Genomic DNA, 13,813 nt, shown 5'->3' on the forward strand with positions numbered 1-13,813 from the left:
TACGGCGGGAGAGTCCGGGCGCGATAGGGTCGTGGAACGACCTTTCGCAAGGGCCCGACGACAGCAGAGAGCGGTGCAGAGTGACCGGTGGAGAGGTTGCCGGGATTCTGGTGGCCGTCTTCTGGGCGATCCTGGTCTCCTTCCTCGCCGTGGTGCTGGTGAGGTTGGCGCAGACGCTCAGGGCGACCACCAGGCTGGTGGCGGACGTGACCGAGCAGGCCGTGCCCCTGCTCGCGGACGCCTCCGCGACGGTGCGCTCCGCGCGGACCCAGCTCGACCGGGTCGACGCCATCGCCTCGGACGTCCAGGAGGTCACCTCCAACGCCTCCGCGCTCTCCTCCACCGTCGCCACCGCCTTCGGCGGCCCGCTCGTCAAGGTGGCCGCCTTCGGCTACGGCGTGCGCAAGGCGCTCGGCCGGAGCGGGGACGGCGAGGACGTGCCGCGCGCCCGCTCGCGCCGTACTGTGATCGTCGGCCGTACCGTGCCGTCCTCCCGACGCCGGAAGCAGAAGGGCTGAGCCGCGATGTTCCGCCGTACGTTCTGGTTCACGGCCGGCGCAGCCGCCGGCGTGTGGGCCACCACCAAGGTCAACCGGAAGCTGAAGCAGCTGACCCCCGAGAGCCTCGCGGCCCAGGCGGCGAACAAGGCGATCGAGACCGGCCACCGCCTCAAGGACTTCGCCCTCGACGTGAGGGCGGGCATGGTCCAGCGGGAAGCCGAACTGGGCGAGGCGCTCGGTCTGGACACAGCCGTCGACCAGGACCACGAGCTTCCGCCACCCCGTCGCAGGGCCGCGCTCGATCCCACCGCGCGCCCGACCACGACGCGTTCCACCCCCACGATCTCGTACAACCGGAATGAGGACCACTGATGGAGTCGGCTGAAATCCGCCGCCGCTGGCTGAGCTTCTTCGAGGAGCGCGGGCACACCGTCGTCCCTTCGGCGTCGCTCATCGCGGACGACCCGACTCTGCTGCTCGTCCCCGCCGGCATGGTGCCCTTCAAGCCCTACTTCCTGGGCGAGGTCAAGCCGCCCTTCTCGCGCGCCTCCAGCGTGCAGAAGTGCGTGCGTACGCCGGACATCGAGGAGGTCGGCAAGACCACCCGCCACGGCACGTTCTTCCAGATGTGCGGCAACTTCTCCTTCGGCGACTACTTCAAGGAAGGCGCCATCAAGCTCGCCTGGGAGCTCCTGACCTCCTCGGTGGAGCACGGCGGCTACGGGCTGGAGCCGGAGAAGCTCTGGATCACGGTCTACCAGGAGGACGACGAGGCCGAGCAGATCTGGCGCGACGTCGTCGGCGTCCCCGCCGAGCGCATCCAGCGCCTCGGCAAGAAGGACAACTACTGGTCGATGGGCGTCCCCGGCCCCTGTGGCCCGTGCTCCGAGATCAACTACGACCGCGGACCCGACTTCGGCGTCGAGGGCGGCCCGGCCGTCAACGACGAGCGGTACGTCGAGATCTGGAACCTCGTCTTCATGCAGTACGAGCGCGGTGAGGGCTCCGGCAAGGACGACTTCCCGATCCTCGGCGAGCTGCCGTCGAAGAACATCGACACGGGCCTCGGCCTCGAGCGCCTGGCGATGATCCTCCAGGGCGTCCAGAACATGTACGAGACGGACACCCTCAAGGTCGTCATCGACAAGGCCACCGAGCTCACCGGCGTCGACTACGGCACGTCCCACGAGAGCGACGTCTCGCTCCGCGTGGTCGCCGACCACATGCGCACCTCCGTGATGCTCATCGGCGACGGCGTCACCCCCGGCAACGAGGGCCGCGGCTACGTGCTGCGCCGCATCATGCGCCGCGCCGTCCGCAACATGCGTCTGCTCGGCGCCACCGGTCCGGTCGTCCAGGAGCTCGTGGACACCGTGATCAACACGATGGGCGAGCAGTACCCGGAGCTCGTCACCGACCGCAGGCGCGTCGAGACCGTCGCCCTCGCCGAAGAGGCCGCCTTCCTGAAGGCCCTCAAGGGCGGCACCAACATCCTCGACACCGCCGTCACCGAGACCAAGGCCGCCGGCGGCACGGTCCTCTCCGGCGACAAGGCGTTCCTGCTCCACGACACCTGGGGCTTCCCGATCGACCTCACCCTGGAGATGGCCTCCGAGCAGGGTCTCTCGGTGGACGAGGACGGCTTCCGCCGCCTGATGAAGGAGCAGCGGGAGCGCGCCAAGGCCGACGCCAAGGCCAAGAAGACCGGCCACGCCGACATGACCGCGTACCGGGAGATCGCCGACGGCAACGGCGCCACCGAGTTCACCGGTTACACCAACACCGAGGGCGAGAGCACCGTCGTCGGTCTCCTCGTCAACGGCGTCCCCTCACCGGCCGCCTCCGAGGGCGACGAGGTCGAGGTCGTCCTCGACCGCACCCCGTTCTACGCCGAGGGCGGCGGCCAGATCGCCGACCAGGGCCGCATCAGGCTGCACAGCGGCGCGGTCATCGACGTCCGTGACGTCCAGCAGCCGGTTCCCGGTGTCTCCGTGCACAAGGGTTCCGTGCAGGTCGGCGAGGTGACCGTGGGCGCCACGGCCTACGCCGCCATCGACGTGCGCCGCCGCCGGGCCATCGCCCGCGCCCACTCGGCCACCCACCTCACCCACCAGGCGCTGCGCGACGCGCTCGGCCCGACGGCCGCCCAGGCCGGCTCCGAGAACCAGCCCGGTCGCTTCCGCTTCGACTTCGGCTCGCCGAACGCCGTGCCGGGCGCGGTCCTCACCGATGTCGAGCAGAAGATCAACGAGGTCCTCTCGCGCGAGCTGGAGGTCCACGCCGAGGTCATGCCGATCGACGAGGCCAAGCGCCAGGGCGCCATCGCCGAGTTCGGCGAGAAGTACGGCGAGAAGGTCCGGGTCGTCACCATCGGCGACTTCTCCAAGGAGCTGTGCGGCGGCACGCACGTCCACAACACCGCCCAGCTGGGCCTGGTGAAGCTGCTCGGCGAGTCCTCCATCGGCTCCGGCGTGCGCCGTATCGAGGCCCTCGTCGGCGTCGACGCGTACAACTTCCTGGCCAGGGAGCACACGGTCGTCGCCCAGCTCCAGGAGCTGGTCAAGGGGCGTCCGGAGGAGCTGCCGGAGAAGATCTCCACCATGCTCGGCAAGCTGAAGGACGCCGAGAAGGAGATCGAGAAGTTCCGCGCGGAGAAGGTCCTCCAGGCCGCCGCCGGCCTCGTCGACTCCGCCCAGGACATCCGCGGCGTCGCCGTCGTCACCGGGCAGGTCCCGGACGGCACCGGCGCCGACGACCTGCGCCGGCTTGTCCTCGACGTGCGGGGCCGCATCCCGGGCGGCCGCCCGGCCGTCGTCGCCCTGTTCACCACGGCCAACGGCAAGCCGCTCACGGTCATCGCGACCAACGAGGCCGCCCGCGAGCGCGGCCTCAAGGCCGGTGAGCTGGTCCGTACCGCGGCCAAGACCCTCGGTGGCGGTGGCGGCGGCAAGCCGGACGTCGCCCAGGGCGGCGGTCAGAACCCGGGCGCCGTCGGCGAGGCCATCGCGGCCGTCGAGCGCCTCGTGACGGAGACGGCGTGACGATGCGCCGCGGCCGCCGCCTCGCGGTGGACGTCGGGGACGCCCGGATCGGGGTCGCCTCGTGCGACCCCGACGGGGTCCTCGCCACCCCGGTGGAGACCGTGCCGGGACGTGACGTCCCGGCCGCCCACCGGCGGCTCCGCCAGATCGTCGAGGAGTACGAGCCGATCGAGGTCATCGTGGGTCTGCCCCGCTCGCTCAGCGGGCGGGAGGGCCCGGCCGCGACCAAGGTCCGTGCCTTCGCCGGGGAGATGGCGCGCGGGATCGCGCCCGTACCTGTCCGCCTCGTGGACGAGCGGATGACGACCGTGACGGCCACGCAGGGACTTCGGGCCTCGGGAGTGAAGGCGAAGAAGGGGCGGTCCGTCATCGACCAGGCCGCCGCTGTGATCATCCTGCAGAACGCTCTTGAGTCCGAACGGGTATCAGGTAATCCGCCCGGTGAGGGCGTCGAAGTGGTCATCTGATCGCGATACGGTAACGTTCCGCGCGATGCGGCGGTGTTCGAACAGCTGCCGCACTACGTAGAGGCGGATCGTCCGGAAGCCTCGCGGCTGTTTGGGGATCGATGACTGAGTATGGCCGGAGCCCAGGCTCCGAACCGTGGCACCCCGGGGACCCGCTCTACGGGGACCAGGGGTGGGAGGGCCAGCAGCAGCACTACCCGCACCCGCAGCAGGCGAGCCAGTACGGGCACGACGGCCAGGGCTACGAGGACCCGTACGGCCAGGGCGGTCAGGGTACTCAGGGCGGCCAGGGATACGAGGGCGACCCGTACCAGCAGCAGCATGCCCAGCAGTACGAGCAGCAGCCGCAGGGGTACGCGGACCCGCAGTACCAGCAGCAGGCGCAGGCGCAGCAGTACCAGCAGTCGTACGAACAGCAGCAGTACGGGACGGGGTACCAGGGCGGTTACGACACGCCCGGGCACCTCGGACAGCAGTACGACGGCAGCTGGGAGAGCGGCCAGGCCGCGATGGCCTACGGCACGCCACCGGCCGATCCGTACGGCGGCCAGAACCCCGACCTCTACGGCACCCCCGAGGCCTACCCGCCGCCCCAGCCCCCCGGTCACCGGCAGAACCCGCCGGAGCCGGTGATCGACTGGGCCCCGGAGGAGGAGTCCCGGCCGGAGCCGGAGGAGGAGAAGCACCCCTTCTTCACCGGCGAGGACGACCCGGACGACGACCACGACGACGAGCCGGCCCCCGGCCGGGGCTCGCGCGGCGGCGACCGCGACCGCCGCGGCAAGGCGAAGAAACGCAACGGCAAGAACGGCGTGGCCTGCCTGGTCGTCGCCCTCGTCCTGGTGGGCGGCGTCGGCGGCATCGGCTACTTCGGCTACCAGTTCTGGCAGGGCCAGTTCGGGGAGGCGCCCGACTACGCGGGCGGCGGCAGCGGAGACGTCCAGGTCGAGATCCCGCGCGGGGCGCTCGGTTACGACATCGGCAACATCCTGAAGAAGGCCGGCGTCGTGAAGAGCGTCGACGCGTTCGTCGCCGCGCAGTCCCAGAACCCCAAGGGCAGGACGATCCAGGCGGGCGTCTACACCCTGAAGAAGGAGATGTCGGCGGACAGCGCCGTCGCGCTGATGCTCAACCCCGTGAGCCAGGCCAACTTCGTCATCCCCGAGGGCAAGCGCAACACCTGGGTGTACGACACCCTCGACAAGCGCCTCGACCTCAAGCCGGGCACCACCAAGGAGATCGCCCGCGCGAAGGCGGACTCCCTCGGCCTGCCGGACTGGGCCAAGAACCACAAGGACGTCAAGGACCCGCTGGAAGGATTCCTCTTCCCGGCGAGCTACCCGGTCGCCAAGAACAGCAAGCCGGAGGACGCACTCCGCAAGATGGTCTCCCGCGCGAACCAGGAGTACGGGAAGCTCGACCTGGACGCGAAGGCGTCGGAGCTGGGGCTCCAGGGCCCCTGGCAGCTGCTCACCGTCGCGAGCCTGGTGCAGGTCGAAGGCAAGTACAAGCACGACTTCGACAAGGTCGCGCGGGTCGTCTACAACCGGCTCAAGCCGAACAACGTGGAGACCGTCGGTCGGCTGGAGTTCGACTCGACGGTGAACTACTTCAGGGGCACGAGCACCCTCGACGTCGGCACGGTCGAGGAGATGCGCAAGATCAAGGACCCGTACAACACCTACGCGTACGACGTGAAGGGCCTCATCCCCGGTCCCATCAGCAATCCGGGCATCGAGGCGCTGAACTCGGCGATGAGCCCGGCAGAGGGCCCGTGGTACTACTTCGTGTCGATCAACGAGAACAAGACGGTCTTCTCCGTGACCCTCGAGGAGCACAACCGGCGCGTCGCGGAGTACCAGAAGGAACGGCAGGAGTCCGGCCAGTGAGAAAGCAGCACCGCGCGGCCGTCCTCGGTTCGCCGATCGCCCACTCGCTCTCGCCGGTCCTGCACCGGGCCGCGTACGCCGAGCTCGGCCTCGACGGCTGGTCGTACGACCGCTTCGAGGTCGACGAGGCCGGGCTGCCCGGCTTCGTGGGCGAGCTGGACGACAGCTGGGCCGGGCTCTCGCTGACCATGCCGCTCAAGCGGGCGATCATCCCGTTGCTCGACGAGATCAGCGACACGGCCGCGTCCGTGGAGGCCGTCAACACCGTCGTCCTCCGCGAGGACGGCCGACGGGTCGGCGACAACACCGACATCCCCGGCATGATCGCCGCCCTGCGCGAACGCAACGTCGAGAAGGTGGAGTCGGCGGCGATCCTCGGCGCCGGCGCCACCGCCTCCTCCGCGCTCGCCGCGCTCGCCCGGATCTGCGCGGGGCCCGTGACCGCGTACGTACGCAGCGAGGCGCGCGCCGAGGAGATGCGCGGCTGGGGTGACCGGCTCGGCGTGGACGTCCGTACCGCCGACTGGGACGACGCGGCGGAGGCGTTCGCCGCGCCGCTGGTCGTCGCGACCACCCCCGCCGGGACGACGAACGCGCTGGCGACCGCCGTCCCCGACACCGTCGGCACCCTCTTCGACGTCCTCTACGACCCGTGGCCGACGGCGCTCGCCGCCGCCTGGTCCGACCGCGGCGGCAAGGTCGTCGGCGGCCTCGACCTCCTCGTCCACCAGGCCGTCCTCCAGGTCGAGCAGATGACGGGCGTGCCGCGGGCGCCGCTCGCCGCCATGCGGGCGGCGGGGGAGCGGGCACTGACCGCCCGGTAGGCTCGGAGCGGCGCCGGGGACCGCCGGTGCCGCAGGGGGAAGTACGGGGGACATGGGCGGGGAACTGGTGCTGGCGTCCAAGTGGGACGCCGCTTTCGACGTGGTGCGCTTTCTGTACGTGGGGTTCTTCAGCGACCTGTCGGCCTGGGCGAGGTACACCGTCCTCGGCCTCTTCGGCTCGACCGTGGCGTACGGCTTCCTCTCCTGGCTGCGCAAACGCTCCGCCACCGCCCCGGCGGACGAGGAGACCGGCCAGGAGGACGAGACCCGCGTCCGATAGCTGGACCGGCGGCCAGGTGGTCGCCCCGGACGTGGGAGGATCGGGAGTGGCGGGCCAGGGCCGCGCACCCGGCCGCGTCGTCGCAGTGCCCAGGCGCGAGCATGAGGAGCATCGTTGAGCAGGTTGCGTTGGCTGACCGCTGGGGAATCCCACGGACCCGCGCTGGTCGCGACGCTGGAGGGTCTTCCCGCCGGTGTCCCGGTCACCACTGAGCTGGTGGCGGACCACCTCGCGCGGCGGCGTCTCGGCTATGGGCGCGGCGCCCGGATGAAGTTCGAGCAGGACGAGATCACCTTCCTCGGTGGCGTCCGGCACGGGCTCTCCCTCGGCTCCCCGGTCGCCGTCATGATCGGCAATACCGAGTGGCCCAAGTGGGAGAAGGTCATGTCGGCCGACCCGGTCGACCCCGCCGAGCTCAAGGAGACGGGCCGCAACGCCCCCCTGACCCGGCCACGGCCCGGCCACGCCGACCTCGCCGGCATGCAGAAGTACGGCTTCGACGAGGCCCGGCCGATCCTGGAGCGCGCCAGCGCCCGGGAGACCGCGGCCAGGGTCGCCCTCGGCGCCGTCGCCCGCTCCTTCCTCAAGGAGGCCGCGGGCATCGAGATCGTCTCGCACGTCGTCGAGCTGGCCGCCGCCAAGGCGCCGTACGGCGTCCACCCCACCCCCGCGGACGTCGAGAAGCTCGACGCCGACCCGGTCCGTTGTCTCGACGCCGACGCGTCGAAGGCGATGGTCGCCGAGATCGACCAGGCCCACAAGGACGGCGACACCCTCGGCGGTGTCGTCGAGGTCCTTGCCTACGGCGTGCCCGTAGGCCTCGGCTCGCACGTCCACTGGGACCGGCGCCTCGACGCACGGCTCGCCGCCGCCCTCATGGGCATCCAGGCCATCAAGGGCGTCGAGGTCGGCGACGGCTTCGACCTCGCCCGCGTGCCGGGCTCCCAGGCCCACGACGAGATCGTGAGGACCGAGGACGGCCTCAGGCGCACCACCGGCCGCTCCGGCGGCACCGAGGGCGGTCTGACCACCGGTGAGCTGCTGCGCGTCCGCGCCGCGATGAAGCCCATCGCGACCGTCCCGCGCGCCCTCGCCACCGTCGACGTCGTCACCGGCGAGGCCACCCAGGCCCACCACCAGCGCTCCGACGTGTGCGCCGTCCCCGCGGCCGGCATCGTCGCGGAGGCCATGGTCGCCCTGGTCCTCGCGGACGCCGTCGTCGAGAAGTTCGGCGGCGACAGCGTCCCGGAGACCCGCCGCAACGTGCGGTCGTACCTCGACAACCTCCGCATCCGGTGACCGCCGGTCCCCTGGTCGTCCTCGTCGGGCCCATGGGCTCCGGCAAGTCCACGGTGGGCGCGCTCCTGGCCGAACGGCTCGGCGCGCCCTACCGGGACACCGACGCCGACATCGTCGCCGCCGAGGGACGCGAGATCTCCGACATCTTCGTCGAGGACGGCGAGGACCACTTCCGCGCCCTGGAGCGGGACGCGGTCGCCGCGGCCCTCACCGGGCACGAGGGCGTCCTCGCCCTCGGCGGCGGCGCGGTCCTCGACGCCGGAACCCGCGCCCTGCTCGCCGGGCTGCCCGTCGCGTACCTCTCGATGGACGTCGACGAGGCCGTCCGGCGCGTCGGCCTCAACACCGCGCGGCCGCTGCTCGCCGTCAACCCGCGCCGCCAGTGGCGCGAGCTGATGGAGGCACGCCGTCACCTGTACACCGAAGTCGCGCGGGCCGTCGTCGCCACCGACGACCGCACCCCGGAAGAGGTCGCGGACGCGGTCCTCGCGGCACTGGATCTGAAGAAGGACGCATGACGACGGACCAGGCAGTGACCCGTATCCAGGTCGCGGGCAGCGCGGGCACGGATCCGTACGAGGTGCTGGTCGGCCGGCAGCTGCTCGGCGAGCTTCCGGGACTGATCGGCACCCAGGCCAAGCGGGTCGCCGTGATCCACCCGGAGGCGCTCGCCGACACGGGTGAGGCGCTCCGCGCCGACCTCGCCGACCAGGGATACGAGGCGGTCGCCATCCAGGTGCCGAACGCCGAGGAGGCCAAGACCGTCGAGGTCGCCGCCTACTGCTGGAAGGCGCTCGGCCAGACCGGCTTCACCCGCAGCGACGTCGTGGTGGGCGTCGGCGGCGGCGCCACCACCGACCTGGCCGGCTTCGTGGCCGCGACCTGGCTGCGGGGCGTGCGCTGGATCGCCGTACCGACCACCGTCCTCGCGATGGTCGACGCGGCCGTCGGCGGCAAGACGGGCATCAACACCGCCGAGGGCAAGAACCTCGTCGGCGCCTTCCACCCGCCCGCCGGCGTCCTCTGCGACCTGGCGGCCCTGGACTCGCTGCCGGTGCACGACTACGTCAGCGGTCTCGCGGAGATCATCAAGGCCGGGTTCATCGTCGACCCGGTCATCCTCGACCTCATCGAGGAGGACCCGGAGGCCGCCCGCACCCCGACCGGGCCGCACACCGCCGAGCTGCTCGTCCGCTCGATCAAGGTGAAGGCGGAGGTCGTCTCCGGCGACCTCAAGGAGTCCGGCCGCCGCGAGATCCTCAACTACGGCCACACCCTCGCCCACGCCATCGAGAAGAACGAGCGGTACAAGTGGCGCCACGGCGCCGCCGTCTCCGTCGGCATGGTCTTCGCCGCCGAACTCGGCCGGCTCGCCGGGCGGCTCGACGACGCGACCGCCGACCGGCACCGCGCGATCCTGGAGTCCGTCGGCCTCCCGCTCACCTACCGCGGCGACCAGTGGCCCAAGCTCCTGGAGACCATGCGGGTGGACAAGAAGTCCCGCGGCGACCTGCTGCGCTTCATCGTCCTCGACGGGATCGGCAGGCCCACCGTCCTGGAGGGGCCCGACCCGGCCGTCCTGATCGCGGCGTACGGCGAGGTGTCCGCGTGAGCGAGCCCCGTGCGGTCCTGGTGCTGAACGGCCCCAACCTGGGCCGGCTCGGCTCGCGCGAGCCCGACATCTACGGCGCGACCTCGTACAAGGGACTCGTCGACTCCTGCCGCACCCTCGGCGCGGAGCTCGGCTTCGACGTCGAGGTGCGGGAGACGAACGACGAGGGCGAGATGATCCGCTGGCTCCACGAGGCGGCGGACACCTCGACGCCGGTCGTCATCAACCCCGGGGCGTTCACGCACTACTCGTACGGGATGAGGGACGCCGCCGCCCAGCGGACCGCCCCGCTGATCGAGGTCCACATCTCGAACCCGTACGCCCGGGAGGAGTTCCGGCACACCTCGGTCGTCGCGGCGGTGGCGACCGGTACGGTCGCCGGGTTCGGGATCGGTTCCTACCGGCTCGCCCTGAGGGCGCTCGCCGAGGAACTGTCCGGCTGACTGGGCACCAGGGGGCGTCCCCGGCCGTTCCCCTCGTGGGGGCCGCGGGCGGTAACGTTCCGGCGCACCGGATACATCAGGCGTACGAGACGGAGTGGCACCGGATGCAGCACGCAGTGGGGGGTCCGCTGCCACCCCCCGAGCAATCGGGCCAGGCGCCGAGCCTTGGCCACGTCCAGGGCCCCGGCCAGGGCCCTGGCCAGGACCCTGGCCCTACTCAGGGTCCCGGCCCCGGACCCGGCCCGCTTCCCGCCTCAAGGGCGGAGGGCGGGGCCGCCGGCGCGCGTCCGCTCGTGCCTCCGCCTCCGTCCGGCGCCCCGCACCAGAGCCCGACGGCCGGGCCGCGGCTCGGTGTGCACCCTGCCGTGCAGGCCGGGGGCCCCAGGCCGCCGCACGCGGCGCCGTCACCGCCCCCCGCGCAGCCGGGAGCGCCCGGCTGGGCCGCGCCCGGAGCCGTACCGCCGCACTCCGGCGCGTCGCACTACCCCGCCGGGGGCCCGCATCGTGCGGACCTCACCGGCCACGTACCGCTGCCGCCCGTGAGCGCGCCGCTCGCGCCCCCCGGGGAGCACGGCGTCGGTACGGGCGCGGCGACCCTCGCCGTCCTGCTCATCGGCCCCGCGGGCGCGGGCAAGACGACCGTCGCCCGGCACTGGGCGCAGCGCCGCCGCGTGCCCACCGCGCACATCAGCCTCGACGACGTACGCGAGTGGGTCTGCTCCGGTTTCGCCGACCCGCAGACCGGGTGGAACGAGCACTCCGAGGCGCAGTACCGGCTCGCCCGCCGCACCTGTGGCTTCGCCGCGCGCAACTTCCTCGCCAACGGGATCTCCTGCATCGTCGACGACGCCGTCTTCCCCGACCGGCCCGTGGTCGGCCTCGGCGGATGGAAGCGCCACGTCGGCCCCGGCCTGCTCCCGGTCGTGCTCCTGCCCGGCCTGGAGGTCGTCCTGGAGCGCAACGCCGAGCGCAGCGGGAACCGGCGCCTCTCGGACGAGGAGGTCGCCGCCATCCACGGCCGGATGGCCGGCTGGTACGGCTCGGGCCTGCCGATCATCGACAACTCCACGTACGACGTCGAGACGACGGCCCGCGTCCTCGACGACGTCCTGGCCCGCGCGATCGCCAGCCCGCCCACCTGGTGAGCCTCGGCCACGACCGGGCGTCCCTGCCCGGTCGGCCGTGCTGAACAGGCCACCGCGGCCCGCTCCTCGTACGCTCGGAGCATGTCAGAGGTGTATGCGGACCGCCGTGTACGGCTGCGCGATCGGTGCGCGGCCGCGGGCAGCCCGGCGGCCCTGGTCTCCCGCCCCGCCAACGTCCGCTACCTGGCGGGCGGTTCGCCTCCCGGCGCCGTCCTCCTCGTCGGACCGGAGCCCGACGCGGACCTCCTGCTCTGCCCCGTGCCCCCCGGTGGCGAGCCGGCCGACGGACGGCTCGACGAACTGCTCCGCCGACAGGTCCTGCCCACCGACGGCGGCGATCCGGCCGTCGCCGCCGTCGGCCACGCCCTCCGGTCCGGCGCCGACGCGCTCGCCGTGGAGGAACACGATCTGACGGTGGCCCGGTACCGGGCCATGGGCTCCGTCTCGCCCGGACTGCGTCTCGCCGACCTCTCCTGCGCCGTCGAGCAGCTCAGGATCGTCAAGGACGAGGACGAGATCGCCTGCCTCCGGATCGCCGCCGAGATCGCCGACCAGGCCCTCGGTGAGCTGCTCGAGTCGATCCTGGTGGGCCGGACCGAACGCCATCTCGCCCTGGAGCTGGAGCGGCGGCTGGTCGACCACGGTGCCGACGGCGCCGCCTTCCCCACCTCGGTGGCGACCGGGCCGCACTCCGGACGGCGCGGGCACCGGCCCACGGACCGCCGGGTCGAGGAGGGTGATTTCCTCTCCGTCTGCCTCGGCGCCGACTACCGCGGCTACCGGTGCGAGATCGGCCGTACCTTCGTCATCGGTACGACGCCCGCCGACTGGCAGATCGAGCTGTACGAGCTCGTCTTCGCCGCTCAGCGGGCCGGACGGGAGTCGCTCGTGCCGGGTGCCGGGTACCGTGACGTGGACCGGGCGGCCCGTCAGATCCTGGACGCGGCGGGGCACGCGGAGGCCGCCGTACCCCTCACCGGGCACGGCGTGGGGCTCGAAATCGACGAGGACCCGCAGCTCTCACCCTCGGCCATGGGTAAACTGGACGCTTGTGTGCCGGTCACCGTCGAACCGGGGGTCCACCTCCCGGGCCGGGGCGGGGTCCGGATCGATGACACGCTCGTCGTACGCCAGGAGGCGGACGGCGGACCCGAGCTACTCACCATCACGACCAAGGAGCTGCTCGCGCTGTAAGGCGCGTACGCCTCCACGGTCCCACGTCAGTCCAGGAGATTCCGCAACCGTGGCTTCCACGAACGACCTCAAGAACGGCATGGTGCTCAAGCTCGAAGGCGGCCAGCTCTGGTCCGTCGTCGAGTTCCAGCACGTCAAGCCCGGCAAGGGCCCGGCCTTCGTGCGCACCAAGCTCAAGAACGTGCTGTCCGGCAAGGTCGTCGACAAGACCTTCAACGCCGGTGTGAAGGTCGAGACGGCCACCATCGACCGCCGCGACATGCAGTTCTCCTACATGGACGGCGACTACTTCGTCTTCATGGACATGGAGACCTACGACCAGCTCATGGTCGAGCGCAAGGCCGTCGGCGACGCCGCCAACTTCCTGATCGAGGGCTTCACCGCCTCCGTCGCCCAGCACGAGGGCTCGGTGCTCTACGTCGAGCTCCCCGCCGCCGTCGTGCTGACGATCGAGCACACCGACCCGGGCGTCCAGGGCGACCGCTCCACCGGCGGCACCAAGCCCGCCAAGCTGGAGACCGGCCACGAGATCCAGGTCCCGCTCTTCATCACCACCGGTGAGAAGGTCAAGGTCGACACCCGCACCAGCGACTACCTCGGCCGGGTGAACGACTAACCGTGGCCGCTCGGAGCAAGGCCCGCAAGCGCGCCTTCCAGATCCTCTTCGAGGCCGACCAGCGTGACGCCTCCGTCCAGGAGGTCCTCGCGGACCAGGTCCGGCACGCGCGGTCGGACGACCGCCAGCCGCCGGTGAGCGACTTCACCATGCAGCTGGTCGAGGGGTACGCGGCACACGTGGCGCGGATCGACGAGCTCATCGCGACCTACGCGGTGGACTGGGACCTCGACCGGATGCCCGTCGCCGACCGGAACATCGTGCGCCTCGGCGCGTACGAGCTGATCTGGGAGGACGGGACGCCGGACGCGGTGGCGATCGACGAGGCGGTGCAGCTCGCCAAGGAGTTCTCCACGGACGAGTCCCCCACCTTCGTGAACGGTCTGCTGGCGCGCTTCAAGGACTTGAAGCCGCGTCTGCGCCGGGACACGGACGCCTGAGTCGTCTCGGCCGGTGGACGTCACCGGCAGTCGAAGGGGCCCGCAGCACTCGTGCTGCGGGCC

The 13,813-nt window shown here is 71.7% G+C and carries 15 protein-coding genes; all 15 read left to right on the forward strand.

Annotation, left to right across the window (positions count from 1 at the left end; translation table 11 throughout):
- Nucleotides 1-80 precede the first annotated feature (80 nt).
- The 15 genes from ACFWV2_RS20500 to nusB all read left to right on the forward strand — a co-directional run bounded on the left by ACFWV2_RS20500 (nucleotide 81) and on the right by nusB (nucleotide 13,750).
- Entirely contained in the window at nucleotides 81-518 is a 438-nt protein-coding gene (locus tag ACFWV2_RS20500; RefSeq protein ID WP_360792616.1) for a DUF948 domain-containing protein, read from the forward strand.
- A 6-nt stretch (nucleotides 519-524) separates the two neighbouring features.
- Nucleotides 525-872 (forward strand): DUF6167 family protein, encoded by a 348-nt coding sequence (locus ACFWV2_RS20505; RefSeq protein ID WP_384406396.1) that lies wholly within the window; start codon nucleotides 525-527, stop codon nucleotides 870-872.
- Nucleotides 872-3,541: an alanine--tRNA ligase gene (gene alaS, locus ACFWV2_RS20510; protein ID WP_384406397.1), complete on the forward strand. Its 2,670-nt coding sequence runs from the start codon at nucleotides 872-874 to the stop codon at nucleotides 3,539-3,541. The genes ACFWV2_RS20505 and alaS overlap by 1 nt, the downstream gene beginning before the upstream one ends.
- A 2-nt stretch (nucleotides 3,542-3,543) precedes the next feature.
- The gene (gene ruvX / locus ACFWV2_RS20515; protein ID WP_384406412.1) at nucleotides 3,544-4,008 is read left to right on the forward strand and encodes a Holliday junction resolvase RuvX; all 465 of its coding nucleotides are present in this window, start codon (nucleotides 3,544-3,546) and stop codon (nucleotides 4,006-4,008) included.
- Between the two features lie 101 nt (nucleotides 4,009-4,109).
- Nucleotides 4,110-5,897 carry an endolytic transglycosylase MltG gene (mltG, locus tag ACFWV2_RS20520; RefSeq protein WP_384406398.1) on the forward strand — a complete coding sequence of 596 codons (1,788 nt, stop codon included), beginning with the start codon at nucleotides 4,110-4,112 and terminating at the stop codon, nucleotides 5,895-5,897.
- On the forward strand, nucleotides 5,894-6,721 hold the full coding sequence (locus ACFWV2_RS20525; protein ID WP_384406399.1) for a shikimate dehydrogenase: 828 nt from the start codon (nucleotides 5,894-5,896) through the stop codon (nucleotides 6,719-6,721). Before mltG ends, ACFWV2_RS20525 begins: the two co-directional genes overlap by 4 nt.
- Before the next feature lie 52 nt (nucleotides 6,722-6,773).
- Entirely contained in the window at nucleotides 6,774-7,001 is a 228-nt protein-coding gene (locus ACFWV2_RS20530; RefSeq protein WP_384406400.1) for a hypothetical protein, read from the forward strand.
- A 114-nt stretch (nucleotides 7,002-7,115) separates the two neighbouring features.
- Nucleotides 7,116-8,300, forward strand: coding sequence for a chorismate synthase (aroC, locus tag ACFWV2_RS20535; protein ID WP_360792628.1), 1,185 nt, complete (start codon nucleotides 7,116-7,118; stop codon nucleotides 8,298-8,300).
- A complete protein-coding gene (locus ACFWV2_RS20540; RefSeq protein ID WP_360792630.1) occupies nucleotides 8,297-8,818 on the forward strand; it encodes a shikimate kinase in 522 nt (173 codons plus the stop codon). Before aroC ends, ACFWV2_RS20540 begins: the two co-directional genes overlap by 4 nt.
- A complete protein-coding gene (gene aroB, locus ACFWV2_RS20545) occupies nucleotides 8,815-9,912 on the forward strand; it encodes a 3-dehydroquinate synthase (RefSeq protein ID WP_384406401.1) in 1,098 nt (365 codons plus the stop codon). The genes ACFWV2_RS20540 and aroB overlap by 4 nt, the downstream gene beginning before the upstream one ends.
- Entirely contained in the window at nucleotides 9,909-10,355 is a 447-nt protein-coding gene (gene aroQ, locus ACFWV2_RS20550) for a type II 3-dehydroquinate dehydratase (RefSeq protein ID WP_360792634.1), read from the forward strand. The genes aroB and aroQ overlap by 4 nt, the downstream gene beginning before the upstream one ends.
- 104 nt (nucleotides 10,356-10,459) lie before the next feature.
- Nucleotides 10,460-11,500 (forward strand): AAA family ATPase, encoded by a 1,041-nt coding sequence (locus tag ACFWV2_RS20555; protein ID WP_384406402.1) that lies wholly within the window; start codon nucleotides 10,460-10,462, stop codon nucleotides 11,498-11,500.
- A gap of 81 nt (nucleotides 11,501-11,581) precedes the next feature.
- The gene (locus ACFWV2_RS20560; protein ID WP_384406403.1) at nucleotides 11,582-12,694 is read left to right on the forward strand and encodes an aminopeptidase P family protein; all 1,113 of its coding nucleotides are present in this window, start codon (nucleotides 11,582-11,584) and stop codon (nucleotides 12,692-12,694) included.
- 49 nt (nucleotides 12,695-12,743) lie between these two features.
- Nucleotides 12,744-13,310 carry an elongation factor P gene (efp, locus tag ACFWV2_RS20565; RefSeq protein WP_073818654.1) on the forward strand — a complete coding sequence of 189 codons (567 nt, stop codon included), beginning with the start codon at nucleotides 12,744-12,746 and terminating at the stop codon, nucleotides 13,308-13,310.
- A 2-nt stretch (nucleotides 13,311-13,312) separates the two neighbouring features.
- Nucleotides 13,313-13,750 carry a transcription antitermination factor NusB gene (gene nusB, locus ACFWV2_RS20570; RefSeq protein WP_360792638.1) on the forward strand — a complete coding sequence of 146 codons (438 nt, stop codon included), beginning with the start codon at nucleotides 13,313-13,315 and terminating at the stop codon, nucleotides 13,748-13,750.
- Nucleotides 13,751-13,813 lie beyond the last annotated feature (63 nt).

It is taken from the genome of Streptomyces sp. NPDC058671 (genome assembly GCF_042716475.1).
Taxonomy (GTDB): Bacteria; Actinomycetota; Actinomycetes; order Streptomycetales; family Streptomycetaceae; genus Streptomyces.